Genomic DNA, 26459 nt, shown 5'->3' on the forward strand with positions numbered 1-26459 from the left:
ATATCCTTAGCGGTTGGCTTGCTCAAAGCGGCGCAGCAGATCGTTGCCGCGAGACGCAGCGCTGTCGAGGGCAGTTTGGGCGTCTTTGTCGCCCGCCCAGACAGCTTCCAGCTCTTCGTCGATGATCGTACGGATCTGATCGAAGTTACCCAAACGCAAGCCTTTGGAGTTTTCCGTCGGCGCATTGGTGGTCATCTGGATCACCGCAACGTCAGTACCGGGGTTGCTCTCATAGAAGCCTTGCTCGCGTGTCAGCTCAGCTGCGGCACTGGTAATCGGCAGATAGCCGGTGTCCTGATGCCATTGCGCCTGAACCTCTGGCGAGGAAAGGTAGTTCAAGAATGCGGCAACGCCTTTGTATTCGCCATCTTCCTGACCGGCCATCACCCAAAGCGACGCACCACCAATGATGGTGTTTTGTGGGGCATCAACCAGTGCTGACCAATAGGGAAGCGGACGCACATCAAAGTCAAACTTGGCTTCGGATTTGATCCCGGCATAGCCAGCTGAGCTTTCGGTAAAGAGCGCACATTCTCCCGCCCGGAAGTTTGCACCACCTTCGTTGCGACGACCTGCATAGATGAACTTGCCGTCCTTGGCCCACTCACCCATTGCTGAGATATGCGCGACCTGTGCTGGGCCGTTCAGCGCCAGCTCAGTATCCAGACCGCCAAAGCCGTTGGCTTGGGTCGCAAAAGGTACATCGTGATAGGCAGATAGGTTTTCCAGATGGACCCAGCTTTGCCATGCGGTGGTCAAGGGGCAGCTGCTACCAGCTTCTTTTAGTTGACCCAGAACCGTACCAACATTTTCCCAAGTCGACAGGTCTGTGTCAGGGTCGATACCTGCGTCTGTCAGCGCATTGCGGTTGACCCAAAGCACTGGCGTCGAAGAGTTGAAAGGCATCGACAGCATGTCGCCATTGCTGGATGTATAGTAGCCCTTAACCGACCCGATAAAGCCATCCGGAGCGAAATCCGCACCGGCGTTTGCCATCACTTCATAGACAGGGTTTACGGCGCCCTGAGCGGACATCATCGTTGCGGTCCCCACTTCGAACACCATCAAGATGTCGGGTTGTTCGCCCGCACGGAACGCAGCGATGCCGGCATTCAACGTCTCGGAATAGTTACCCTTGTGGGACGCGGTCACAGAATACTCTGACTGTGAGCCGTTAAAATCTTCGACCTGAGCAGCAACCAACTCTCCTAGGCGGCCCGTAAAGGCGTGCCAAAATTCGACTTCCGTTTGCGCGGCGAGTGGCGCGCCGATAACGGCTGCGGATGTTGATGCGAGCAATAGATGTTTGATGTTCATGATGATCCTCCCAAACCAATTTATGTAGCGCTATGATAGCGCTAAACTTTTGGCAGACGCAACAACCCAGTGTTGAACTTTGCGCCCTCTAAAAGAGTGAGCGCGAGAAACCCAGCAGCCGGCCGGAGCGATTTTGCGAAGAAGCACGCCCAAATATCATCGTTTGAATGCCGGCCAGCATGACAACCTATTTTGCAGCGCCGGAGACTTATCTCGGTTGACCATCCGATGCCAAAGCGAAACCAACACCCAGTGGCTTCCACGCGCAAAGCGTTAAGATAGCGGCACCAATCGCTGCAGCCACAAACGGCATAATCAGTGCAACATCGCGCGACATGATCGTTTCAGAGCCACTGACGATCATCCCAGATAATAGCAATCCGATCGGCATCATACCCCACGCCAAAAGCCGGTACACGCTGTTTACCCGGCCTAACAATTCGTCCGGGATCACCCTTTGACGGTAGGACACCGAGACTGTGTTCCAGATTATCCCGGTAAATTCGAATGCCGCCAAAACCAACGCCAAAGCAATTCCATTGGGCGCAAAGGGAATTGCTGCAAAGGCCACGGCGGACGCCAGCGTCATCCATTGAGCAGCAGCGCCCTGCCCCAACATCTTGACCACCCGGTCAGCAACAAAACCACCCATGATGCCGCCGACGGCCCCTGCGGCAAGGATCAAACCATAGCCCCACGCCTCAAGCCCCAGAGCCTCTTGGACATAAAGAACGAGGGCAATCACAACCATCTGATGCAAGAGGTTCCAAACACCCGTTGTGATGGCCAACAACCGAAGCAACGGCGCGTCCCGCAAGAACGCAACGCCCTGACCGAGTTCTTTGCGCCAATCACGCGGCCCCTTTTGAACAGGCGCAAAATTGCCCTTTAGGCCGACGATAAGCAGCGCCGCGATCACGAACGCGCCTGCATTCAATGCAAATGGCAGCCAGATCACCGAGGCGATCAGAAACGCACCCAAAGCCGGGCCCAAAAGTGAATTTCCAACAAGCTCGACACTCCAAAGCCGCCCGTTTGCGCGCTCCAACTGATCGTGAGGCACAATCGCAGGCAACATCGTTTGCGCGGCATTATCGCGAAACACTTCAGCGGTCCCAACCAGCACGGCACACCCCAACAAGGCCAAGAATAGCGTGGGCATTGCGGTGCCCTTTTCAAGCGGAGGAGCCAGCGGCAATGACGCCCAGACAATGAACGCAGCCGCGCCAAACGCCACCGCTCGCACAATGTCCATCGCAAGGATCAGGTGATGACGGTCAACCCGGTCGGTGATGATTCCCGCGGGCAGCGCAAACAAAAACCACGGCAGACGCAATGCGACAGGCATAAGAGCGACCAAAATGGGATCGCGGGTCAACAAGGTTGCGATCCATGCCCAAACGACCACCGCAATACCGTCAGCAAGGTTCGTCATCCCGCTTGCCATAATGAAACGTGGCAATTGGTTGGTGTGGGGCGCTGTGTTCATTCAAACAAATAGCGCCAATTTTGAGTGATGAGCAACACGGCTTGCGGCCGCCGTTTTGCGGTTGTTGCCGAGATTGCCGGCCCCTCACAAGGATATCGGAAATCCACTCGCCATTCTCAACTGTAACCGAGAAAGATACTGAAAACCCTCCGGTTGCCGCCATCGCGGACCGGTGCTTAGCCCGTCGCTAAAGGAAAACGGTGGCGGTTTCAGTCAACTGGAAATGCGTTGAACCCTGAATCGACTAAAACGCCAATATAGGTCCGCGCCACCTCTGGGTTGATCGCAATAATGGTCGGGCGGCATGCAAGCGCCACCAATCCGTGCACAGACGCCCACAATAGCAAAAACAACTGCCGTTGCTGCTCTGATTTCGGATCGCCATCCCCCGCCTGAATGAGCATCTCCAAAAGACCCAGCTGGAACTCCTGTGCCTTGTCGTCGTTTGGAGTCTTCGAATTATACTCAAACAACAACCACCAACGCTGTGGTTCAGCAACGGCAAAATCAAAATACGCCTCACCGATGGCAACAACCCTTTGCCGCTTATCCAGCCCTGATGGCTTGCTGGCTGAATGCAAGGTTTCCGACAGGATCTCTGCTGATCTTGCTATAACGGCGCGCATAACGGCATCCAGATCGCCAAAGGCATTATAAAGCGAGCCAACAGACACGTTGATCTCTTTGACAAGTCCCCGCGCGCTTAGTGCATCGACCCCGTTTTCGAGGACGATGCGCTCGGCAACTATGGTCGCCCGTTCGCGAATATCGGCAAGGTTGCGGTCTCGGGTGGAGAGAGGTTTGTCTTTTGTCATGGACGGTATTTGAGACAACTTGCTTCCTAAGTCAATTTCTAGAACCGCATAACCTTGTCAGGGGTGATACGGTAAGTCTCCGACGTCAGTTTATTTGCCTCCATGAACCGAGCAATGGAGCCGAATGTCGCCGTCGACACCTTTGAACCATGATCCACTGTTGTCATCGCCTTGTAGGCTCCGGGGGCCAGCATCCGTTTTAGACCACCAAGCCGAATGGGCTGCGGTTTGAAGTGGGCCCCAATGTTTGCTTTGATCTGGGCGGGATCGCTTGTGCCGTAAACGCTTGCCATCAATACATCGAGCGTATGTTCGGTGCAGTTCTGAAACTGACTCGTGTTGGGATTCGCCAACACCGAGTATTGCGGGTTGTGCAGGGCCGAATAGGTGGGGCTGGTGATCACCTTCAGCAGCTTTTTCTGCAATCGAAGGTCAGGAATGATGATCCCGGCTTCCAACCGGTAGGCCCCAGCAAAAAAATCCGCCGGACTGTCCCGGACAAGGCGGCTGCGCGTTGGCGTTCCATTGACCTGGTAGAGGTTATAAACTTGGTAACCGCGACCAGTACTGCCGTCAGCGCGGGTGATCTGCGAATAGACCCAGATACCCACATGCGTGTACTGAACACCTTTTGGCATCACTCTGGGATCGCGCCCTATGCGCGATACAATCGCAATGTTCGCACCGCGCGCCGCAAGGTCATGTTGAACGCGGTTTGCGAACGTTGCGACGTCTGCCACGGGCAGTTGGGGTTTGCCGGCTTCGCTGCTGCCGGCCATCGAAATAGTCGGCCAAACAGCGATAACCGCAACAAACATCAGAGAAAATAAGCGGGGCATAACAGCCTCCTATTCGTGTGTTAATCGAGCGTTGGTGCGCCATTTGGCTTTACGCCATTGCCCGCGACTGTATGACCTGTACCGACGCGGGCAATGTCACTGCCAAGCGTAAGGGCCCCTGTCCCGACCTCTTCAAGTGCCGCGCCAGAAATTGCGACAGCCGAACCAAACACAACAATTGGCACCGCAACCACCAATGCTGCCCCCTCTGACACAGCAGCGGATCCGTGGCTCGCGGCTTGTCCGCTATGATTAGCAGATTGTGCTGAATGCTGGCCGCTTGACCCAGCAAAGGCTGGCACGGCGATAAGAGCGGCAATCAAGGTAAAAGCAGTTGAGCGAATGTTCATGAAATTTCTCCAATTATGAACGACGTTCACAATGCATAGTGGGTGATAAGTTCGCTGTCAACGACTTCATGAACTCCGTTCACCTAATTGAGAAAGCACCCTTCCCTTGAAGCACTCGGAGAGGTTTTCTCGATGCAGGTGAAGTAAAATAGCCAAATGCAATTGTTCAATTGGGGACAGGGCACCTAACGCGACGGCCATCCCTCGGCCTATCGCCACGGCGCTGACTGCAATCAACCCCGCGCGTGTGGCTTGCGGCTACTGCCCTGCTTAAAGATTGGCTATGAAGTCGCGTCTACGCGCAAAGCTTCGATTTCTGAGGCCATGTCTTCGGCAAGTTGGGCAAAATCATCTGCCGGCATGCCGTGATGAACTGCCAGTCGGAGGGCGGTGACATTTGCCTGAAAGCGGCGGGCCAAACGTTGGGGGTTTGCGCCCTTTGCCAATTCGCCCGCATTTTGGGCGGCAGTAAAGGTGGCGGCAAATTCGTTTTGCATTGCGGCCATATAATCTTGCGTTGCGCTCGCAATGGCTGGGTCCGTCATCCGCGTGTCCACCATGGTCTTTGTCAGCATGCAAGCCTGCCGTGATGCATCATCTGGAGCCATACGCGCGTAGCCACGGAAGTGATCAGCCATCGCATCCAGAGGTGAGGACGCGCGCGCCATCTGATCACGGAACCTTGCCCGGGATTTCTCAAAATAACGCTCAAGCGCCAACAGATACAGGTTCTCTTTGCTAGAAAACGCAGCATAGATGCTGCCGGGCTTCATGCTTAGCGCCCCTTCAAGATCCTTGAGAGAGGTCGCATGGAACCCTTTTTCCCAAAACAGCGCCACGGCCGCATCAAGGGCAGTGCCCCGATCATATGGCGCAGAGCGTGGCACGTTCAGGTGGTCTCCTTGGTCAGCTGCGTCAGGATGCTTGTGTAATTATCGACCCCTTGCGCGCCCGTGACAAGATGCTGGCGATCAAAGACCACAGCCGGCACACCGCGAATACCTTGTTGCGTCCAAAACGTCTGCTCATTGCGGACGTCAGACGCATAGCGTTGGTCTTCCAAAACGGCCATCGCCGCATCCCGGTCAAGGCTAATTTCGCCGGCCACATCTGCCAGAACCGCAACATCAGACAGGTCGCGTCCGGCCGTGAAATGAGCGGTGAACAACGCCATTTTGAGGTCATGCCTGCGCCCTTGCGTATCCGCCCAATGCAGCAATTGGTGCGTATTGAAGGTGTTGTGCATCCGCATGTCTTGCGTAAACTTGAAGTCAAACCCCAAATCGCGCCCGAGTGCTGCCATTTGTTGGCGACTTTGCTCAGATTGCTCAGGGGTTGAGCCGTATTTCTCGATAATATGTTCGCGGGTATTCTGCCCCTCTGGCGGCATTTCGGGGTTCAACTCGAACGGATGCCAGTGGACTTCATGCGCGACGCCTGTGGCCTCTAACGCCTGGGACAGCTGACGGTATCCGATGATGCACCATGGGCACATTACGTCTGACACGATGTCGATGCGCAGTGGTTGTGTAGGGTCAGTCATGTTGCCTCCCGGGGCCTGTCAAAGAAAGGCCACGCGGGCCACATTTACGCATCCTAATATCACCAACTAGACAATGACCCAAGCCAGCGGGCTTGAGATCGCTGTCACTTGAAGACGCCACCCTATCACGCGGTAGTTGTCAGGATTTCGAACCGTTGATGTCCCATCCCAGCTGGGTGCGCAGGCTTGGGTCCGGAAGTAGGTTTTGGGGCAGAGATTTCTCCGCCCCAAAACATTAGATCATTCAGCAGCTTGGGCTGTTCTTTCCCACGCGAACTTTTGGAACACCTGATCGACAGGCGTCTGAGCAAAGTGGTTGGTGTAGTTGGACATCAATTTCTGTGCAGCGCCCAGAATGACTTCGAGAATGTTGGTGGTGGTGAAACCCGCGTCAAAAAAGGCCTGCGTGTCGGCGTCCCCCACAAAACCGCGATTGCGAACAACCAGCAAGGTAAAGTCGCGCAGTGCTTCCAGCTTTGCAGTCGGCAAAGGCGTCTCGTTGCGTAATGCGTCGGTGATCGCGTCATCAACCTTCATCATCTTGGCAATGCCGGTATGCGCCGGAACGCAGTAGTGGCAGTCTTGCTCAACATTGATTGTCTGCCAAACGACAGTCTTTTCTTCGTCGGTCAGGCTGGTGGCCATGAACTGTTGGTGGGCAAAGTTATAAGCGGCCAACAAAGCGGGTGCATCTGCCATCACGGAATGCAGACCGGGGATACGACCATTGTTTTTGAATGATGTTTCCAAAAGCGGTTTGGACGCTTCTGGTGCTGTTTCGATGGTGTGTTTGACGAAGTCAGTCATTGGGTTTCCCTCATTGAGTTACGGTGCTGAGTTGCACTTAGGGATCATTGAGCGATCACTCAATATCTCATTTGAGCGATCACTCAATTGTGAAGTTCCCCGCCCAGACTGAACGTCAGCTTGAGTGAACCACTCCAGCAAGGAAAACGGCAAACAAGCTCGCAAGATTGCTTGGGCAGTTGGCGAAGATATTGCCTAAACACTCGCGCCAATCAATCGCGCCGAACGCTCCATCGTGATCGCCCCACGCCCCTGACGGCGGCCGAGTGAGCCGGTCGCGGTTGAATGCTCGAATTGATCATCCACCTGTCGATAATTGAATTGTAATCAGCAATGAAATTTCACTAACTGTGGCCAAGTAGAACAAGAGGTAAGCCCCATGGCCGAACAATCCGTGCGCCTAGGTGTCGATATCGGCGGGACGTTTACAGACGTTGTGGTCGAAGTTGGCGCGATGTCGTTTTCAACCAAAGTGCTGACCACCTATGTCGCTCCGGAAAACGCGATTATCGATGGCATGCGGCAAGTCTGCGACAAGGCTGGGATCACCCCGTCCAAGATTGATCAGATTTTTCATGGGACCACCCTTGCCACCAACGCTTTGATCGAGCGGCGCGGCGCTAAAACGGCGCTGATCACGACCGAAGGGTTTCGTGACGTGATCGAGATGCGCACTGAATCCCGGTTTGAACAATATGATCTGAACCTCAGCCTGCCAGAGCCATTGCTGCCGCGCCAAATGCGCTACACGGTGCCGGGCCGAATGGATGCCAGTGGCAACGAACTGCTGCCCCTGACCCGCGCAGACATCGAACCCATCGTCGAAAAGATCGCGGCGGCAGGATACGAGAGCGTCGCTGTCGGGTTGATCCATTCCTACCTCAATGACGCGCATGAAAAGCTGGTTGGTGACGTCTTGGCGGACATGATGCCGGATGCCATGGTGTCGCTGTCTTGCGAAGTGTCACCGCAGATGCGCGAATATGAGCGTTTCAACACTGTGGTCGCGAACGCCTATATCAAACCGATGATGAAATCCTATCTCGGCCGTCTTGAAGGGCGTTTGCGAGAAACAGGTGTGCGCTGCAAAATCTTTTTGATGCATTCGGGCGGCGGCATTCTCTCAATCGAGAACGCAGCCGAATTCCCCGTCCGTTTAGTCGAATCTGGCCCTGCAGGCGGTGCGGTATTCGCCGCCAACATTGCGGCGCGCTACGGCTTGGACAAAGTGCTGTCTTTTGACATGGGTGGCACAACGGCCAAGATCTGCTTGATTAAAAACAAAACCCCTAAGACCAGCCGCGTATTTGAAGTTGCCCGCACTTACCGGTTCAAAAAAGGGTCCGGCATGCCCATCTCGATCCCTGTGATCGACATGGTCGAGATCGGTGCCGGTGGGGGATCATTGGCCCATGTCGATGCGATGCGCCAAATCCGCGTAGGTCCAGAAAGTGCGGGATCAGAACCGGGCCCTGCGTGCTACGGACGCGGTGGTTCAAATCCTGCAGTCACTGACGCTGACCTGGTTTTGGGGAAGCTCGATCCCGCGAATTTCGCCGGTGGCACTATGACGCTTGATGCAGATGCATCGGCCAAGGCGCTTACAGATGTGTTGGGCGATGTGCTTGATATGGACGCGGCAACCTCTGCCTTTGGTCTGGCCGAAGTCGTGGATGAAAACATGGCTAATGCCGCCCGCGTTCATGCTGTTGAAAACGGCGAGGACCTTTCCGAATATACAATGATCGCCTTTGGCGGGGCGGCCCCCCTGCATGCGGGCCGGTTGTGTGAAAAGCTGGGCGTGGACCGGCTGTTGGTGCCTCAAGGTGCTGGGGTCGGATCTGCCATCGGGTTCTTACGCGCGCCTTTCAGTTTTGAGGCAAACCGGTCGGTTTACATGACCCTCGCTGGCTTTGAGCCCGACAAGATCAAAACGCTTCTTACGGACCTGCAAGCCGAGGCCACAAGTTTTGTGCGCAATTGCGATGCCGTCAGCCCCATCCTGTCTGAGTTCAAAGTCTACATGCGCTATTCCGGCCAAGGCTGGGAAATCCCAATCACCTTGACCCAAGATCAAGCAATGACCCCCGATGCGGTCACGTTTGAGGCCCAGTTTATCGAAGATTACGTCAAGCTATTTGGGCGCGCGGTTGACGGCATGGACATCGAGATTACCGTCTGGTCCGTCAATGCGACGACCCCCCCGGAAACCGTCGCACGGGTTGCCGAAGATACGGGCTCGAGTACCGCGGAAACCGCCGGCGATCGCAGTCTTTTTGATCCCGCCTTCGCCGATTTTGTCAAAGCAAGCGTTGTGCTGCGCGACGACATGGCCATAGGCGCCGCAATAGACGGCCCTTCGGTGATTACCGAAGATGAAACCACAATCATCGTCCCCTCCAGCCGCAATGCCGTTCGACAGCCTGACGGCTGCATCGACGTGCGTTTGAAAGGATAGAACCATGGCCAAGACACATGCCAACGTCGCCTATCAAGTTATGTGGAACCGGTTGATTTCGGTTGTCGAAGAACAAGCCCAAGCTCTTGTTCGCACGGCGTTTTCAACCTCAGTTCGAGAGGCAGGAGATCTGTCCGCTGGCGTCTATGACCTGCAGGGGCAGATGCTTGCACAGGCCGTCACAGGGACCCCTGGACATGTGAATGCCATGGCGGATGCTGTGGCACATTTCATCCGCCGCATCGGGCGCGAGAACATCTTTGAAGGTGACGTTTATATCACCAACGATCCATGGGAGGGCACCGGCCACCTGCACGACATTACGATGGTCAGCCCCTCGTTTCATGGCGGTAAACTGGTTGGGTTTTTTGCCTGCACAGCCCATATCGTGGACATTGGTGGGCGCGGGTTTGGCGCAGATGCGGCAAGCGTTTACGAAGAAGGTCTATATCTCCCGATCATGAAATTCGCCGAACGTGGTGAGGTGGATCAAACGCTGGTGCGCATCGTGCGCGGCAATGTACGTGAACCCGACCAATTGATCGGCGATCTCTATGCCTTGGCGACCTGTAACGAGATTGGCCACCGCCGCCTGATCGACATGATGCAGGAATTCGAGCTGGATGATCTGAGCGGCATCGCGAGCTTTATCCTAGAAAATTCACGTCGCGCGACCCTTGAACGGATCGCCGAACTACCGCGCACGTCTGCGCAGGGCGAACTGACTGTGGATGGGTTCGACAAACCGATCACCCTGAAGGTGAAAGTGACAATCCATGAGGACCGTATTGTATCGGATTTCACTGGGACGTCGGGCCTCGATAAAAAGGGCATCAACTGCCCCTTAGTCTATGCCAAAGCCTACGCATGCTATGCCTTGAAAGTGGCCATCGCGCCCGAAATTCCGAACAATGCGGCATCGCTTGCACCCTTTGAGATCAAAGCGCCCGTCAATTCAATTGTCAACGCGGTGCACCCTGCCCCAGTCGCCTTGCGTCACATCGTGGGTCATTTTGTGCCTGATGCGGTGTTCAACGCATTTGATCAGATCGTCCCCGGATTGGTGCCCGCCGAAGGGGCCGGCTGCTTGTGCAATTTCCAGGTTTCGCTTCGTCCGCGCAGCGATGCGCCCGCCCCGGCAGACGCCCGGCGCTCCGAGGTTTTGACTTTTAACTCCGGCGGCTCAGGCGCGCGGCCCGAACACGACGGGCTGAATGCGACCGCCTTTCCGTCGGGCGTGATGACCATGCCAGTTGAGGCGACAGAACACGCAGGCCCCGTGATCATCTGGCGCAAAGAACTGCGGCCCGATTCTGGCGGGGCAGGCAAGCAGCGCGGTGGATTGGGCCAGTTCATGGAAGTTGGCGCGCGCGAAGGTCACGAGTTTGACATTCAAGCGATGTTTGACCGTGTCGACCACCCCGCCTTGGGACGGCGCGGCGGCGGCCCAGGTGCGCCTACCACAATCGTCCAAGACGACGGATCCAAGATGAACGGCAAAGGCAAACAATTCGTCGGGCATGGCCGTAAAGTGATGATGGCTTTTCCGGGCGGCGCTGGCTACGGCGACCCAAAAAATCGAACCGTGGCATCGGTAAAACGTGACCTCGCACGCGGGTATATCTCAGCGCAGACAGCAGTTAATGACTACGGTTTAAGTGCCGACGATATTGCAATCGTCCAAGCAGCTATCGCTAATGGCGAAGACATTTGATCAAGACACAAACCTCTCATGATCCAAGTTTGCGGCCACGCTGAGACGCCTCTTATGCCACTCGAGAGCATCAGGAAGGTCACCGCAGGTCGTGGTGTTCGGATTTAATATCAAAAGAGATGTTGGTACGGGTGAAGAGCACCCTTACGCCAAAGCGGACCGGAGGCCCACGCAACTGTCTACCGGGTTTGTGGGGTACAAATTGGCACGTGTTGAGCATTGCCCACGTTCGTCAGATTATTCGGCTTTGGCACCTGCGAACCTGCGCGCCACCTCAAGAACCAGACCGAAAGGGCGGCTGACGATCAGCATGAGCACAGCTGTTGTGGCGAGGAGTGTGAGTATTTCATCCTTTGCCGCCCCCGCTATCCAAAGGGTCAGCCCGTAAACAGGGGGTTGGAATGTCAGAAACGCGACGCCATCAATCAGGGATTTACTCCAAGAAACTGTCGGTTTCGTAGTTGAAAAGAACCAATCGCGCCACGCACCATATGGCCGTCCCGTCAGCACCATAATTAGGCGCGTCTTCAGAACCTCAAAGGGTTCCATCCCTGCAATATAGAGCTCGGTCAGAGCGGCCAAAACAGTAAAAAAACCACTGTTGTCAGAGTATCTACAAGGGTCAAACGCATGCGTTTTGACTATCGCCTGAAATCACTGAAGTCGATGGCCGTCTTGTTAGCAAAGCCGCCGTTCGCCGCGCTTTGCTAACAAGCTAATTGAGTAAGACCAATCGAGCTTTGCCTAAAGCGGCAAAACCCTTGTCGCTCGGCCCTTGGTTACCCTTCGGGTGTATGCCAAATCGGGGATGTGTAGGCCCGTTCCTGGGTTATCATTTTGACTTCATCTGGCATCTCGATGCCGAAGCGAACGGCATCATAAGCTGTCCAGCGCGGGGTCGGAATTTCAATTACCCTTGCGTAGTAGAAAGCATTCTCTGACGCATCAAAGTCAGGGTCCGCCCATACTGCACCAAGCTCTGCCCGGCCAATATCGTTCGTCCAAGATGGCACCGAAAGATCCACAGTGTTTCCGACGGGTGGTAACTTTCCATCTGCGCCAGCGGTACGTTCCCCTGCCCAAGCGACATCATAAACCTTTTCCTGCTGGCTCCCATCCGCATCGATCCAACCTTTTACAATTTGCACGCGGTCAAGGTTCGCGCCGATAGGATCGCGTAGCGCATAGACGAGGAATGAAGGGGCCTCACCATCCTGAACGGAAAGATCGCCTCCCATTGGAACGCCCTTGGAATACCCGATGCGTGCCAGATCACGCTCTTGGATGTCATCCGCTGAAAAATTGCCCCCAAAGAACCGCACTGTGATGCGCGGTCCGGTCGTTGCGTACACTTCGCGACGTTCCATTGCGTCAAAGATACCTGCTCGGGTGTTTTCAGTTGCCCAAACGGCGGTTGGGCCCGGCGTGGCATATTGCCAACCCTTATAGCTAATATCTAACTTTTCGTTGCCCTTAGCCACTGTAGTTGCGCGGGTTTCAGAAGGTTCCATCCAGGTGAACGCGCCAAAATAGTTGTTATCATCCTGTGTCGTCAGACCGGTATGAATGTCTGACCCGCCGACAAAGCCCAATTTGAACGGGTTCACGCCTTCGTCTTTTTGAAATTGAAGACCCTTCTTCAAGATCGAGCGCGCGTACTCAAACGGGATCATTTCGGGCGTTTTTGCCTCTGAGACATCAAGGTTTGCCCAATCCCAGCTTTCATAGTTGGCAAATTCGTCGGTCGGTGACAGCAAGGGGTGCGTTTCGCTGTCCCCCTTTGTCTGCCCTATTTCCAAGAGCTTTTCCCAACGCGAACGTGTCACCAGATACTCGCGATCAAATGGTGCGCCATCGTTGAATGTGTCATTTGGCGCAAACATGATACCATTGGACAGGTTCGGGTTATGAGGGATCGCCAAGACATCGCCACCGGTGTCGTCTTCGTAGTTCTGCATCCACTTCCACAGATCGCGCGGATCGGGGCTGCCAAGTGGGGGGGCCATCAAAAAGGGCACAACCTGCAGGGCGCGCTCAGGTCCGTCGCGGAAAATAACGTTGCGGTGCAGATTGTTACCGGCCACCAATGATGTCCATTCGTAGGCGATCATCGCGGTGAACACATGCGGTTCGTTGAACTCTTCCGCTGCCTGAACAATATCACGCCATGTATTGTCATACCCGGGGCTGCCAGGTTGATAGAGCAAAGCTTCGCTCAAAGTGCCCTGACTGAACTGAGCGATCAGATCGATGGACGCCTTCTTGGCCGCGTCCCCGCCCTTGGCAAATTCTTCGTGGAATTTATTGCCCTGTTCATCCGCCATAATGTTCGGCGCACCGCGCATGATATCGGTGATCACGCCCATCCCGTCGGTGTGTTCCGTCAGCATGTAAAAATCAAACGGGCGGGCCATTTTCACAGGTTGCCCAGTGTTGGATCGAACCTGTTCGCCTTGTGCGAACCGATACATGTCTCGCGGCATAAGCGTCGTGCCGCCACCGCCTGCGTCCGCGGACAATGCTGAATGCACGTGGGTGTCCCCAAACAGCGCTTTGTCCGGGAAACCGCGATCAGCATTAGGTGAATATGGCCGGCCTTTGAGAACGCCGGAGGTCAGATCCGCAGTAGAAGCATCTTGTGCGCCTGACATCCCGGCAGGCGCCAAAAGCACGATCCCTAGCAAAATAAATGAATAACGCATTCGGAGAGCTCCAATCAGAATCATTACAATAGCTCGCTCAAAATATTGCCCCCGCACGTAGGTTCGGCAACAAACTGAGAGCAAATATACTTGATCAAAAACTTAGTTGAGAACTTCTTGAGTTGTCAACTTTGGAAGGCCTGTTCTGCAGTAACTGCTTGGAATCACTGTCGAAGTAATACTGCATTTTGCTACCGTTGAGGAACGCTCAAAAAGCTTTTGCAAGGCCTTGGACACAAGCGCAGGTCGTTTGAGTGGAAACAGCAGCAGCGATGGCGATTGGAAGTGAACTGAAGTCACTTTCCCGCGGTCAGCAAATAATTTCCGCAAGCCTTCATTGAACATTTGATTTTGCCGTCAAAACAGGGCTAGTCGTCATCGGCAAACCGGGGGAGACTCGACAATGACCGAACAACAGGGCGACCAGCGCCATTTAGAAACGCTTGACCGAGATTTGGCGCGATATTCCAATCTTGAAATGGCGACCAGTTATGTGTCGCGTCCGATGATTGGTGTCGGCATCTCTCTTGTCTTTGTTTTGCTGGCCGGCATCATTGCGATGCTGTTTTTTGGACACGAAAACAATTCGCTGATCGTGATCATTGCCGCCTGCCTTGGTGCCTATATGGCGTTGAATATTGGCGCGAACGACGTTGCCAACAATATGGGGCCAGCCGTGGGAGCGAATGCGCTCTCAATGGGCGGTGCCATAGCCATCGCAGTAATCTTTGAAAGCGCGGGCGCTCTCCTTGCAGGCGGCGACGTCGTCAAGACAGTTGCCAAAGGTATTATTGCGCCAGAGAGCATGGGAAATTCATCTGTGTTTGTCTGGGCCATGATGGCCGCGCTTTTGTCGGCCTCTCTTTGGGTCAATCTTGCCACCTGGGTTGGTGCTCCCGTATCAACAACGCATTCTGTGGTTGGCGGCGTTATGGGCGCTGGGATCGCAGCGGCAGGGTTTTCTGCGGTGAACTGGGCGACAATGAGTGGCATTGTGGCAAGCTGGGTGATTTCGCCAGTTTTGGGTGGGGTTATCGCGGCCCTGTTTCTCTGGTTGATCAAATCAAGGATTATCTACCGCGACGACAAGATCGCGGCTGCGCGCAAATGGGTGCCGGTTCTTGTAGGCATTATGGCGGGCGTCTTCTCGGCCTATCTTGCTCTTAAGGGACTTAAGAAGATCATCAAGATCGACATGCCGACCGCGTTGCTGATCGGGGCCGCAATCGGCGCTCTGGTCTGGATCGTGATGATCCCCGTTATCCGGAAACAGTCGCAAGGCTTGGAGAACCGCAACAAGTCACTCAAAGTGCTGTTTGGCGTTCCTTTGGTTGTATCCGCGGCACTCCTCAGCTTTGCTCACGGCGCAAACGATGTGGCGAACGCCGTCGGACCATTGGCTGCCATTGTGCAGGCATCCCAATCAGGAAACTTCACTGACGCGATCGGCATCCCCATTTGGGTGATGGTGATTGGGGCGTTTGGGATATCCTTTGGACTGTTCCTGTTTGGCCCCAAATTGATACGGATGGTGGGCGGTCAAATCACAAAACTGAACCCAATGCGCGCCTATTGCGTGGCTCTTTCGGCGGCGATCACAGTGATTGTTGCGAGTTGGTTAGGCTTGCCTGTGAGTTCTACCCATATCGCTGTGGGTGCTGTGTTCGGGGTTGGTTTCTTTCGGGAGTGGGACGCCGAACGGCGTATCCGGAACGCGCGCCTCGCAATGCCGGACCGCACAGCTTTTGCCCCTGAAGAACGCAGGCGTCGTAAGCTGGTGCGTCGATCGCATTTCATGACCATTATTGCAGCTTGGATCATCACGGTGCCCGCAGCAGCGATTTTGTCCGCGGTGATCTTTTATTTGATAAGCTCTGTCACTGCGTAACTGTGCTGTTTGAGTGTTTTAAGGGAATAGCTGGCAGGTTGACGTTCAAACCGTCCCTGCCAACACAAAAACTGTGTTAGTTTGATTTAGGAATGAGCAATAGCTGCCGCTGAAACTCTACCACCTTCCGGTAGCCATGCAGACCTTGTTGCCGTTCCTCGCGGTTGCACCAAAGTCGGTTTTTAGCGCCTAACCAAGGGGCTCCCGGCGTCACGCATTCCGGGCAAGCCGCACCGGCTCCGCAAGGTTCATGGCAACACAACGCCAAAAGGATCCCAGATAAATCTGGGCTGCCGCATGATCGCACGGACGGTCATCGTCATGATGGACCGCTCGTTAGCCATGCACTAACGTTAGATACGATCTAATCATGTGGGACCGCTCAAACAGGCTTGTTTCGGCAATCCAACTTGCGATCTCACACTAGGGGAGGACCAAAATGAACAAATTTATTTGCGCCGCTTCAATGGCGATGGCCGTTGCAGCGAGCCCTGCATTGTCGGCAAATTGTGTCGAGGTAACAATAACCGGGGTCCAAGGTGGCCCGCCAGTGTTCAACGGACAGGCGGGTTCTGGGACGTTGGTTACGTACGGGACCGAAGAAAACAACTGCCGCGACGTACTCATGCAATTCGACGCAGGTCGCGGTACAACGCAGCAGTTGTCCAAGATCGGCGTTCCTGTTGGGCGGCTGTCGGGCGTTTTCTTGACGCACCTACATTCGGACCATGTCGAAGGGCTGATCGATATGGCGCAACTGCGCTGGCATTTTAATTCTGCTGGACCGAAACTGCCCGTCGTTTGTGCCGAGGATACAAAAAGCGCCGCAGGTCACACCATGAGTTGTACGAACTATGCCGCACACATTGGCGATGCGTTCATTAATTCCGGTGAAATGGCACAACGTTTGGCTGAGAACCCCAAGCGCCTTGCTGGCGGGCCAGCAGATCTTCTTGAGGTGGTAAACTTTGCCGGCACGGACACGCCGGTTGAGGTCTGGTCAATGGGCGACATTACAGTCAGCGCTGTCTTTTCACGCCACGTTGCGGGCCATGCATCTTACCGTGTTGATACACCTGCGGGCAGTGTCGTGATCGGCGGCGATGCTGGCAATGATTTGCCTGCACCACCACGTGAAACCTCAACATCCGCTCGGGTCGAAGCCCTTGCGATGGGAGCGGACGTTATCGTGCACTCTACGATCCACCCGGTCATGGGCCCTGATGGAGAAACTGGTTTTCCACCGCCGATCTATTTCCGTCAAAGTACAGCAACCGATTTGGGCGCTATGGCCAAGCGCACGGGCTCGGAGCACTTGATGCTCACGCATTTGATCCCACCAGTGGGTGCACCGCGGCAAGGACCGTACCCATTGCCAGCGCCGCTTACGCCAGCCGATTATGCAGATGCTGCGATGGAAGGTGGATTTACTGGCAACGTCATCGTTGGTGCCGATCTGGCGACCCTGCGTCTCGTGGCTGAATAAGACGATCCAATGCACCCGTTCCCCTCAAACGATCCACATTTTCGTTAGGTTGTTGACGCTGCCAAAGGGAACGGGAACCGCAAATCGGCTGCTTTTTGCGGTGTTGATACCGAGTAACATGGGTTCAGAGCCAACCTTCGCTGAGGGATCGGTCAAACTTGGGCATGCGGATAAACCGGGCACCAGAAACATAAGTGAAAGTGCCCGTTCTCGGAAACATTCAACTACTCACTGACGCTGATCGGTCTTTGAAAGGTTTGGCTGGTTGTTCTGATTTTTCTAGGGCTGCAACAGGAAGAAAACTTCGTGAAGTGTACCTAGCGGCCCCTCCGCCCCCTGCTTGGGCCTATGTTAGTTGGACCTCCAAAACTGCCCAGAAGACGGCTCGCGAATTGTGACGAGAAAGCGCAGCAGTAGTTATCGGCACCGCAAGACAAGCACCTACCCGCCGTTCGACTATTTTGCTGAATGAACCGGCCATGCTAACCTTGCACAGCCGATTTCATCAAAGGACCAGCGATTATGCCCAATGTCATAGCTTCTGATTATCAGGTCTTACGCGACAGCGAACTCAGGCTTGAAGATGGGGAAAGCCATCAGTTGCAGTTTGATATGCAAAACGCGTTCCACTATTCGACAGCTTTGCGCAATCATGGGCTCTTGACGTTTAACATTCGCCCTGCGGGAAGTGGGCGGCTGACAGCACGTGCCATAGGGTCCGGGCCGGTGACGATTATGAACCGAACGTCGTTTTCAAAAAGCCATACCCGAATGCACCAAGAGGCGTTCAATTTGGATGCCATCGTGTCCGCGACCAGCGCCTCGATTGGCCAAACCATTGGGAGCCTCCGGATAGAGTTCCGCGCAGAAGACGGCCCCTTGATCCTGTCCGATATCGTTATTCACTATAAAATTATCATACCCATACCGTAGACCTGATCACGGACAGTGACGGCACCAAGCAACTCGGTGGCTCTTGTCTCAAGGCTACCGTTCAGTGCGATTTTTTCGCAGGTCCGGTGTGTGCGCCTCATGTCGATCCTCACCGAATACCCCACCAGTGAAACACGACATTCACCCAGCGGCATGAAGAGGCCGGCCTGAACTTAGACGGTGTTAGCTTCTACGCTAGAATCCATTCGTTCAAATCTTTGTGCAGCCCTTGATGATTATCCCAATTTCCTTAGTGTCGTGACTGCAATGATGCCAAAATACAAAGGGAAACCAATGACAAAACTTACCGGCAACTGTCTCTGTGGAGACATCTCATTTGAAGCCGATGGCGAGGTGCCGGTCATGGCGAATTGTCACTGTACCGCATGCCGCCAGTCCACCGGCAGCGCTTATGCCACACTGATGTTTATGAAACACGACGATGTGAAGGTCACCGGCACGCCGAAAACCTACCAGCACAGTTCAGATGCCGGTACGGTGATGACCAAGCATTTCTGTGGCAACTGTGGAACGCCGCTTTTCACGCAGAACTCAGCCCGCGAAGGCATGCTCGGCTTGCGCGCCGGGCTTATCAATGAACAAGAAGAGTTCGCGCCGAAGGTGAATGTTTACACGTCGAGTAAATTGAACGCTACCGTCCTCGAAGACGGCCTTCCGGCCTTCGAAAAGATGCCAGGTTAAGTGGTAGGCGGTGTGTAAAGCACCGTCGAACCATTCTCACCGCATTACAAACTACCAGCTATAAAGAGTGCGTCCGCGTGCCAGTTCGCAAAAACCGCAAACTCGGCTATGCTTTCTCTTGAACATAGAGGAGCCAGAAGCATGAGGATTGAAACACAAGAGCGGGAGAACCTGCTCATAATCTCGCCCGAACAAAAGATATCTACCAAAGACATTGAGAAGCTTGTTGAGACGATGAACACCTATATCAACGCGTATGATAAGGTGCCTAGTCTGGTGATCGTCACGGGTAGCGTTCCAATGTGGGACAGTTTTGACGCGTTGAAATCACACATTTCATTTGTTCATGAGCGGCAGAAAATCGTGCCTAAAGTTGCTTTCGTGACCGACAGTGTTCTTTTGTCGCTCGCGCATCCGTTGGCTGATGTGTTTACAAGCGCGAAAATCCGACGTTTCAAATCCGATGCCTATGAAGATGCGCTCAATTGGGCTGCCATGGAAGAGGATCATCCCGGTGCAATAACCCAGTTGGATGATTTCCCGAGAGACGTTATCGCACTTCGGTTTTCCGGTTTAATCACCTCAAAAGACTATACTGAGAGCCTGGCCCCTTTGATCAATGCGGCATCGAAGGAGCATGACAAATTAAAGCTCTTATGCTTGCTCGATCAATACTTTGACGGATATTCCGCCGGGGCGATGTGGGATGACATGCGGTTTGGCTTTTCCCATCTGACGACCTTTTCCAAACTTGCCTTGGTCACTGACATCGACTGGATACGCAAAAGCGCAAAGCTTTTCGGTAGCCTGATGCCGACGGAAGTCATGATCTTTGACGTAGATGATTTGGACGACGCAAAAGAGTGGATCGTCACCTAAAGGCAGTGATGTAGTTTTACAGTTATGTGAAACGATCCAGAGCAAAAACGCTCTCAGAACAGCCAAGCTGTCAGCAGGGTGCAACATCCGCACAGCACCCTGTTTACATATTCTATTTTAGGATTGTTGGTACGGGTGAAGGGACTCGAACCCCACATACCCCCATATAAATCAATAGGTTACGAAGCCTTTTGTAACGATGTTACCATCTGTGAAATGGACCAAATTACCCTGCGTCATCGGCCATAAAGTTAACAAATGTGGACGCATCGTAAAGCATTCAATTCTCTGACCCCATTGGCCTCACTGCCCCCAACACTTTCCCGCAAATATCCTGCGAACCCACGCGATTTGCTTTGCAAACCACGAGAAACCCTCGCATCTCAAGACTATAATGAAGATGAGCAGCAGTGACGCTGCGAAATCATTCAGGATAGACACAGATGCCTCCAAAAGCTCCCTACGCTGACACACAGATGTCAGCTTTTCTCACCCAGCGTATGCTTGAGTTGCGTCCGCGTAAAAGTCAGACTCAGATCGCGGATGAAGCGGGTTTTGTGAACCCGAACATTTTGAGTATGTTGAAGGCAGGTAAGTCAAAACTGCCGCTGGACCGTGTGCCCGCTTTGGCAACCGCGCTCGATTGCGATCCCAGTCGCCTGTTCAGGATGGCAGTGGCGCAATCTAGCTACCGGACGACAGGTGCGGTGATTGACGAGATCTTCGGGACGATTGTGAGCCGCAACGAAGTAATTTGGCTGAGCGAGTTGCGCGAGGCCTCGGAGAACAAGGACCCCGCACTTACGTCGCGGGCACGCACAACGCTTCGGGGAATATTTGGGAAATGATACATAAACTCGCCCCGAAGGTCTCTCGGCACGAAGTTACCGAGAATGAACTGGCATGGATCGGCTTCCTGCGGACGCTCAGCCAAGGTGAAGACCCAGCACCCTCTCTTGCTGCCATGCAGTCTCTGCGGGTCGTTTTTGATGGAAGGCGTCCGTCTGACTCATGGGTCCGCTGTTGAGTTGTCAGGTCAATGGCTAACTCATGCGAACAAGTTTACATCAGATGGAAATGGGAAACTTTGAGGGAAACTTGAGTGGCGTGGAGGGAAACCTATTTCGGCCAGACGTAAACAAAACAGAGTTGCCGCAACTCTATGGCAACCTCAAATGGTCAACAAAATATGGGTATTCGGAAACCAAAGTTTCCCTCTCTCGACAAAGATAATAAAGGGGCGTGATTCACCTCAAAAAGGCATCCTTGAGCTATCCATTACGGTATCTATCGTGATCGTTATGCGGGGTTACGGCAGGCGCAGTCGATAGTGGACGGCAGCAATGCAGTTATCTGTGGGATTGGCAGACATGTAGTCTCCCAAGTCAGCAGGCTGGAAGAATTGACGGGCGCGCCCGTCCTGTTGTAGCACTCCCTTAGGCGGCAAAGCGTCCTCAATGACACAGAGGTCGGCAACTGCTACACAGGCATGCCTTACTGAGATTGACAGATGCTCGCTTGATTTGCACAGGACCACTATGCCGATTGAGCGGCTTCTGAACGAACTTACACAGCAGTCGTTTTTCCGAGCGTATCACAACGACGAGCATTGGCTGAGGGAACGTGACACCTGTTTGTGGGTTGTATAAGTGCTGAAAGAGCTACATCGCGAATAGGGACTGATCGCCAATTGATCAGACCTAGGTTAGCAAAGGGTCTGCAATGTCAGTCTATCTTCATGGCCTATCAACAGCGTTACCGCCTCATTGCTTGTCGCAAACAGAGGTTCGGGAACGCGCGTCCCTCATCTTTGGCAAGAGATATCCGCAGTTTGATCGGCTTGCGAAGACCTTTGATACAGCTGGCATTGACAGGCGATATTCTGTCGTCCCCATTGACTGGTTTTCAGAAGATCACGGCTGGGCAGATCGGAACGCAGCATTTATGACAGGTGCGAAGGCCATGTTCATCGAGGCCGCGCGACGCGCCCTAGATGATGCTGAATGGACCGGTGCCGACGTTGATTGCGTGGTCACCGTCTGCTCGACAGGTATCGCAACCCCTTCCCTTGATGCGCAAGCCTTCACTGAAATGGGCTTTCGAGAAGATATCATGCGGGTTCCAGTTTTTGGCCTTGGATGCGCAGGCGGCGTTTCAGGGCTGGCTACGACCCAAGCAATCGCGGCAGGCCGACCGAGCGCAAAGGTCTTGTTGGTCGCCGTTGAGACGTGCTCTTTGTCTTTTCGCGCAGATCGCCTGCAAAAAGCGGATATTATTGCCGCCGTTTTGTTTGGCGATGGGTCCGCAGCTGCATGTATCAGTGCGACCCCTCCCCGCGCGGGCAAGATCGTAACGCTCGGCCAAGGGCATCAGACGATGTGGCCCGATACGCTTGATATCATGGGTTGGGACGTGGACGAGACCGGCTTTGGCGTGGTCTTTGATCGTTCGATACCGGCATTTGTCACCCAAGAGTTTGTCACTGCCACCGCTGGCGCTCTTAAGGCCGCAAATCTCAATCACGACCAAATTGATCGTTATGTCTGCCACCCCGGCTTAGCAAAGGTTGCAGACGCTATCGAAGGCGCACTGCAACTTGAGCAAGGGTCGTTGGACGCTGAGCGCGACACTTTGCGCGCCGCCGGTAATATGTCAGCACCCACTGTGATGTTTGTCATGAAGGCCGTGATTGACGCAGGCAAGTCTGGTCAAATGATGTCTTGTGCCCTGGGCCCCGGATTCACTGCTTCGTTTCTGCCCTTCCACATCAACGCGGATGCAGCATGATGGAAATGGCAACACTCCTCTTTCTCGGGTTCATCATCGTGCAGCGGTTGAGCGAGCTGGTGATTGCAAAGCGCAACACCGCAAAACTTTTGGCGAAAGGTGCTTATGAAGTCGGAGCCGCACATTATCCTGTGATGGTCGCCATGCACAGCGCTTGGATAGCGTGTTTGGTGATCTTCGGCTTCCTTGAAGCAGTGTCATATGGCTGGCTTGCGCTGTTCGCTGTTCTGCAAGTTCTGCGGGTTTGGATACTAGGAAGCCTTGGCAGTCGCTGGACCACGCGCATCATCGTTCTCGAAGAGCCATTGGTAGTGCGTGGTCCGTTCAAATACCTCTCGCATCCCAATTACATGCTGGTCGTTGCGGAGATTGTTGTTGCACCAATGGTGCTGGGGCTTGGCTGGGTCGCTCTGGTGTTTACCGTGTTGAACGCAGCGATGCTATGGGTGCGCATCGGAGTCGAACATAAGGCGCTTGCGACCTTGAGGGCTGCATAGGTTTGTTTGTCGGGATAGGTTTTGGCGCGGAGCGCATTGGGCTGGCTGCACTGATGTTTCCCAAGATTGCCTCACTTTGTGTGTTCGCTCTGCTGGTTTTGATCGGCTTCAGCCTACCCCGGGTTACATATGATGATGACAAAGTGCCAAAAGAATAAATCCAACATCGAGCCACATAGCGGGTGAGATAAGGAACCGACAGGACCGCGAAAAGCGAGAGGACCCCGACCATAAAATAGACCTCCGTCACAATTACCGCATCCTGCAAAGCCTTAAAAACCGCAAGTGGAAAGACCGGTTATAGCGGCCAGAGACTGCGGTCAGGTACCCGCTCAGTTCAGGCCACCTTAAGAAAGCACCTTATGGCGCCGCGGCAGGCAATAAGGCCTCATAGCGGTAGGCGGAACTTTAAGGTGCCTTTTACCTTTCCATAGAGACGAGCCGTTTTTATGGTGTGGTGTTATGAATGAAACAGCCACTATTCTCACAACACTAGCCACGGCGCTGCTTATCAGTGTCTCTGCGCGGGCTGAACCGTTGCCTGCGCTTGATATAACGAGCCGTCTAGAATGGACTGCTGTGGGTGTGGTCAATGCCGAGGGAACTAAGGGGGCATCGAGTTGTAGCGGAACATTGGTTGCGCCAGATTTGGTAATCACTGCCGCACACTGTACCACCGAAAAGGACGGCTTACTGAGCACTTTGCATTTTGTTGCAGGTCAAAATGGCACCCGTCTTGTTGCAGACAGTAGTTCCGTTGACATATTCCGCTATCCAGCCTGGGCTTATGCATCCGGTTCAACAAAGTTTCGCTTTGATCTCGCTGTTGTCCGCCTGGGCCGCCTTATTCCCCGTGACAAGGTTCGCCCTGTGCCATTGGTTCCGGCTGAAAACACCTTGCCAAAAATTGGGGCGCTACTGGGATATCAGAATGCTCCAGACAAAAGCCTTCATGGGCGTTTTAACTGTCCACTTTCGCAGAATTCATTCCTCGGAGTAATCGCGTCTGACTGTCAAGTGATTGGAGGCAATTCGGGAGGCGCGGTTTTGGTTAAAGGTGCGCACGGATGGCAATTGGCAGGTGTAATTGTAGCGAGCAAAGAACCTGAAGGGACTGCGCTTGCGGTTGAAGTCAACGATTGGCTTCGCGGACATGTCAGCGAAGCTTGGAAACGGGAGGCACAGCGCTTAGCAAACTCCGAATAATAGGCGCGAGGCTTGTTCGGATCTGTCTATTCGCGCCAGCCCCACGCTCCAAACGCACCACTCTAAATTGACGCCATCTCGTCGATAACGCTGCAGCGAAATTGTATTTTCGCCCGCATAGTTAGACGGTTTCAACATGTCGATGCAACACATGCATTGAAACGCTCTGCGGGAGTTTCGTATCCCAGCGTCTTTCGCGGTCGTTCGTTAAGCGGTCTGGCGACGGCACTCAGCTTTGCTTGAGTATGTATCGACAAGTCCGTGCCCTCTTGACAGTACTGTCGCAGCAGGCGGTTGGGCTGTCGCCGGAACAGCGGCCCTTTTCCGCCTAGGTCAAGATCTGTTGAACTACCTCAAACCGCAAATAGCGACGCCCTTGATCCAAATGCACGTATCAGTGAGCGGAATTAGGAATGGCTGAACTCTTCGAGACGCATCGATGGATAGGTCACTGGGTGGGTTGAGAAGCCCTAGAGAACATAAACAGCTTCAATGGGGACGCCTCAAGTTGCCACCTAGACCCGGCGCGTAATTCTGCCCTACCTGTTTGTTACGCCGCGATCAGGACCGTCAGGACCTATAAGCCGATCCCTGCCCCAACGGCCGCTTTGACCGTGAGCCGACACTGGCGAAAAAGCGGGGCTATGACCGAGTTGCGGGACAAAACTGCCGTTGACCGCAAAAGACACGACCGCTGCTTTCGGCCCATTGCCGACCTTCGTTCGTCTTGCAGCGAACGGCGGCTTGGAGCCCATTTCGACCGATGCTGCGGCACGCACACTTCGACAGTAATGTCGGTGGCCTCAACTGATCAACGCAACACTTTAATCTTTAGGAAGAGATGGAGTGTTTTGAATGAAGTATCGTCGCAGGATCTATTATTCAGCCGAACAGCGTGCCGATATCTGGGATCGATGGCAGCGTGGCGAGTCGATGAGGTCGATTGGGCGCGTTTTTGATCGCCACTCATCGTCGGTATTTTCCGTGATTTCACCAACGGGCGGAATACGTCCACCTGATCGCAGACGCGGTCGTTCTGCATTGAGCCTTGCTGAGCGTGAAGAGATATCTCGTGGGCTCAGCACCAAGCAATCTCTCCGGGCAATTGCGCGTCAGTTGCGACGTGCGCCTTCAACGATCAGCCGCGAGGTACGACGCAATGGGGGCAAGTTGGGCTATCGCGCAACGGCATCAGACCAAGCTGCATGGGATCGGGCTTTGCGCCCCAAGATGTGCAAGTTGGCTTGTCACCCGATGTTGGCCCACGCAGTATCCGCAAAGTTACGGCGCAAGTGGTCGCCAGAACAAGTTGCTGGTTGGCTCAAACGCGCATCCCCTGGAGAGGCGCACAAACAGGTGTCACACGAAACGATTTACAGAAGCCTATATATACAGGCCCGCGGTGTCCTGAAGAAGGAACTTCTGGAGCACTTGCGGGCTAAACGCACTGTACGGCGCTCACAGCATGCCAGCCAGAAGCGAAAGGGAAATGGCCAGATCAAGGACGCTGTATCTATCAGCGAAAGGCCTGCGTCCGTCGAAGATCGTGCTGTTCGGGGCCACTGGGAGGGCGACTTAATCGGTGGATCAAAGAACAGTTATATCGCGACACTCGTGGAACGGCATTCTCGGTACGTGATGCGGGTCAAAGTCGCGAACAAAGACACACAGAGTGTCATCACGGCGCTGATCAAATCGGCTCAGAAACTGCCGCGCGAGCTCTACAAGTCGCTGACGTGGGATCGTGGCAAAGAGCTGGCAGATCATCCGCGATTCACGTTGGCAACCGACGTTGATGTCTACTTCTGCGACCCACAATCACCGTGGCAGCGCGGGTCAAACGAGAACACCAACCGGCTTTTGAGGCAGTACTTGCCTCGCGGAACGGACCTGTCCGTTCATTCCCAAGCAAAACTCAGTGCAATTGCAAGGCAACTCAACGAACGACCTCGCAAGACCTTGCAATACCAAACGCCAGCAGAGAAGTTCGCAGAGTGTGTTGCATCGACCGGTTGAGATCGCCGCGGTTTGCGGACATTCGCTGCGG

22 protein-coding genes and 1 pseudogene are annotated in these 26459 nt (G+C 54.2%); 12 read left to right on the forward strand and 11 right to left on the reverse strand.

The annotated features are described in order from the left end of the window. Window positions 1–6: 6 nt before the first annotated feature. The 8 genes from ugpB to C1J03_RS14850 form a co-directional block, all read right to left on the reverse strand. Window positions 7–1317, reverse strand: a complete 1311-nt coding sequence (ugpB, locus tag C1J03_RS14815) for a sn-glycerol-3-phosphate ABC transporter substrate-binding protein UgpB (RefSeq protein ID WP_114887293.1) — start codon at window positions 1315–1317, stop codon at window positions 7–9. Between the two features lie 208 nt (window positions 1318–1525). Continuing rightward, a complete protein-coding gene (locus C1J03_RS14820) occupies window positions 1526–2806 on the reverse strand; it encodes an MFS transporter (protein ID WP_114887294.1) in 1281 nt (426 codons plus the stop codon). Window positions 2807–3015: 209 nt separating this feature from the next. Beyond that, a complete protein-coding gene (locus C1J03_RS14825) occupies window positions 3016–3621 on the reverse strand; it encodes a TetR/AcrR family transcriptional regulator (protein ID WP_114887295.1) in 606 nt (201 codons plus the stop codon). A 38-nt stretch (window positions 3622–3659) separates the two neighbouring features. Next, window positions 3660–4460: a DUF2145 domain-containing protein gene (locus C1J03_RS14830; protein WP_114887296.1), complete on the reverse strand. Its 801-nt coding sequence runs from the start codon at window positions 4458–4460 to the stop codon at window positions 3660–3662. Window positions 4461–4480: 20 nt separating this feature from the next. Continuing rightward, window positions 4481–4810, reverse strand: coding sequence for a hypothetical protein (locus C1J03_RS14835; RefSeq protein WP_114887297.1), 330 nt, complete (start codon window positions 4808–4810; stop codon window positions 4481–4483). 281 nt (window positions 4811–5091) lie between these two features. Next, entirely contained in the window at window positions 5092–5697 is a 606-nt protein-coding gene (locus tag C1J03_RS14840; protein WP_114887298.1) for a TetR/AcrR family transcriptional regulator, read from the reverse strand. Between the two features lie 2 nt (window positions 5698–5699). After that, window positions 5700–6353: a DsbA family oxidoreductase gene (locus tag C1J03_RS14845; protein ID WP_114887299.1), complete on the reverse strand. Its 654-nt coding sequence runs from the start codon at window positions 6351–6353 to the stop codon at window positions 5700–5702. A gap of 240 nt (window positions 6354–6593) precedes the next feature. Beyond that, window positions 6594–7160 carry a carboxymuconolactone decarboxylase family protein gene (locus C1J03_RS14850; RefSeq protein ID WP_114887300.1) on the reverse strand — a complete coding sequence of 189 codons (567 nt, stop codon included), beginning with the start codon at window positions 7158–7160 and terminating at the stop codon, window positions 6594–6596. Between the two features lie 379 nt (window positions 7161–7539). Between C1J03_RS14850 and C1J03_RS14855 the strand changes: the two genes are divergently transcribed. Both C1J03_RS14855 and C1J03_RS14860 read left to right on the forward strand, forming a co-directional pair. Continuing rightward, the gene (locus tag C1J03_RS14855) at window positions 7540–9618 is read left to right on the forward strand and encodes a hydantoinase/oxoprolinase family protein (RefSeq protein ID WP_114887301.1); all 2079 of its coding nucleotides are present in this window, start codon (window positions 7540–7542) and stop codon (window positions 9616–9618) included. A 4-nt stretch (window positions 9619–9622) separates the two neighbouring features. After that, a complete protein-coding gene (locus C1J03_RS14860) occupies window positions 9623–11332 on the forward strand; it encodes a hydantoinase B/oxoprolinase family protein (protein WP_114887302.1) in 1710 nt (569 codons plus the stop codon). Window positions 11333–11569: 237 nt separating this feature from the next. Here the strand turns inward: C1J03_RS14860 and alaE are convergent, their stop codons facing one another. Together alaE and C1J03_RS14870 are read right to left on the reverse strand one after the other, a co-directional pair. After that, window positions 11570–11914 carry an L-alanine exporter AlaE gene (alaE, locus tag C1J03_RS14865; RefSeq protein WP_254694052.1) on the reverse strand — a complete coding sequence of 115 codons (345 nt, stop codon included), beginning with the start codon at window positions 11912–11914 and terminating at the stop codon, window positions 11570–11572. Window positions 11915–12111: 197 nt separating this feature from the next. Beyond that, window positions 12112–14034, reverse strand: coding sequence for a DUF3604 domain-containing protein (locus C1J03_RS14870; protein WP_114887303.1), 1923 nt, complete (start codon window positions 14032–14034; stop codon window positions 12112–12114). Between the two features lie 403 nt (window positions 14035–14437). Between C1J03_RS14870 and C1J03_RS14880 the strand changes: the two genes are divergently transcribed. The 9 genes from C1J03_RS14880 to C1J03_RS14925 all read left to right on the forward strand — a co-directional run bounded on the left by C1J03_RS14880 (window position 14438) and on the right by C1J03_RS14925 (window position 24412). Continuing rightward, a complete protein-coding gene (locus tag C1J03_RS14880) occupies window positions 14438–15922 on the forward strand; it encodes an inorganic phosphate transporter (RefSeq protein ID WP_114887305.1) in 1485 nt (494 codons plus the stop codon). A gap of 439 nt (window positions 15923–16361) precedes the next feature. Continuing rightward, entirely contained in the window at window positions 16362–17408 is a 1047-nt protein-coding gene (locus C1J03_RS14885; protein ID WP_114887306.1) for an MBL fold metallo-hydrolase, read from the forward strand. A 522-nt stretch (window positions 17409–17930) separates the two neighbouring features. Next, on the forward strand, window positions 17931–18341 hold the full coding sequence (locus tag C1J03_RS14890) for a hypothetical protein (RefSeq protein WP_114887307.1): 411 nt from the start codon (window positions 17931–17933) through the stop codon (window positions 18339–18341). A gap of 294 nt (window positions 18342–18635) precedes the next feature. Beyond that, window positions 18636–19043 (forward strand): GFA family protein, encoded by a 408-nt coding sequence (locus tag C1J03_RS14895; RefSeq protein WP_162798549.1) that lies wholly within the window; start codon window positions 18636–18638, stop codon window positions 19041–19043. 141 nt (window positions 19044–19184) lie between these two features. Further along, window positions 19185–19922 carry an STAS/SEC14 domain-containing protein gene (locus C1J03_RS14900; protein WP_162798550.1) on the forward strand — a complete coding sequence of 246 codons (738 nt, stop codon included), beginning with the start codon at window positions 19185–19187 and terminating at the stop codon, window positions 19920–19922. 443 nt (window positions 19923–20365) lie between these two features. Further along, the gene (locus C1J03_RS14905) at window positions 20366–20770 is read left to right on the forward strand and encodes a helix-turn-helix domain-containing protein (protein ID WP_114887310.1); all 405 of its coding nucleotides are present in this window, start codon (window positions 20366–20368) and stop codon (window positions 20768–20770) included. Between the two features lie 874 nt (window positions 20771–21644). Then, a complete protein-coding gene (locus C1J03_RS14915; RefSeq protein WP_114887311.1) occupies window positions 21645–22709 on the forward strand; it encodes a type III polyketide synthase in 1065 nt (354 codons plus the stop codon). After that, window positions 22709–23206 carry an isoprenylcysteine carboxyl methyltransferase family protein gene (locus C1J03_RS14920; protein ID WP_114887312.1) on the forward strand — a complete coding sequence of 166 codons (498 nt, stop codon included), beginning with the start codon at window positions 22709–22711 and terminating at the stop codon, window positions 23204–23206. The genes C1J03_RS14915 and C1J03_RS14920 overlap by 1 nt, the downstream gene beginning before the upstream one ends. A gap of 462 nt (window positions 23207–23668) precedes the next feature. Beyond that, complete coding sequence (locus C1J03_RS14925) at window positions 23669–24412, forward strand: trypsin-like serine peptidase (protein WP_114887313.1); 744 nt, start codon at window positions 23669–23671, stop codon at window positions 24410–24412. A 131-nt stretch (window positions 24413–24543) separates the two neighbouring features. On the opposite strand, the pseudogene C1J03_RS14930 reads toward C1J03_RS14925, so the two are convergent. Continuing rightward, window positions 24544–24708, reverse strand: a pseudogene (locus C1J03_RS14930) (IS30 family transposase); the annotation flags it as partial. A gap of 559 nt (window positions 24709–25267) precedes the next feature. Between C1J03_RS14930 and C1J03_RS14935 the strand changes: the two are divergent. Then, entirely contained in the window at window positions 25268–26428 is a 1161-nt protein-coding gene (locus C1J03_RS14935; protein WP_114887314.1) for an IS30 family transposase, read from the forward strand. Window positions 26429–26459 lie beyond the last annotated feature (31 nt).

The sequence above is a fragment of the Sulfitobacter sp. SK012 genome, assembly GCF_003352085.1.
Lineage (GTDB): Bacteria > Pseudomonadota > Alphaproteobacteria > Rhodobacterales > Rhodobacteraceae > Sulfitobacter.